The organism is Micromonospora sp. CMU55-4 (assembly GCF_011602315.1).
GTDB classification, from domain to species: Bacteria; Actinomycetota; Actinomycetes; order Mycobacteriales; family Micromonosporaceae; genus Micromonospora; species Micromonospora chalcea.
In genome coordinates this window covers 1-383 of record NZ_JAAOLH010000063.1, presented here as the reverse complement: position 1 = coordinate 383, position 383 = coordinate 1, and the positions used below count along the sequence as shown (strand labels likewise).

Sequence of the window (383 nt, the reverse complement as noted above, 5' to 3'; positions counted from 1 at the left end):
CTGAACAAGGAGACCGGTAAGGACGTCTACAAGTCCACCGAGATCCCCGTGGACAAGGCCCGCGACCGCGACAAGGTCGACAAGCTGCGCGCCGACGTGGTCAAGACCGTCGACGACGGCCGTGCCGTGGTGGCCAACATCGCCGGCACCGCGACCGACACCGACGGCAACGCCCACTCCTTCGAGGGTGGCCACTACATCAGCGTCGTGGGCTACCGCGACGGCGGGAAGGTCGTGACGATCGCCGACTCGGCGAACCCGAACCAGGCCTCCTACCGGATGGACGTGGACGAGCTCGCCCGCTGGATCGCCAGCCGCGGCTACAGCTCCTGACCGAACACGAAGGGCCCGACCCCCACCACGGGGTCGGGCCCTTCGGCGTA

At 68.4% G+C, this 383-nt stretch carries 1 protein-coding gene; it reads left to right on the top strand.

Features of this window, described 5'->3' with window-relative positions:
* Positions 1-333 (top strand): C39 family peptidase (locus tag HA073_RS30255; RefSeq protein WP_205799081.1); only part of this gene is annotated, 333 nt, incomplete at its 5' end.
* Between the last annotated feature and the right edge of the window lie 50 nt (positions 334-383).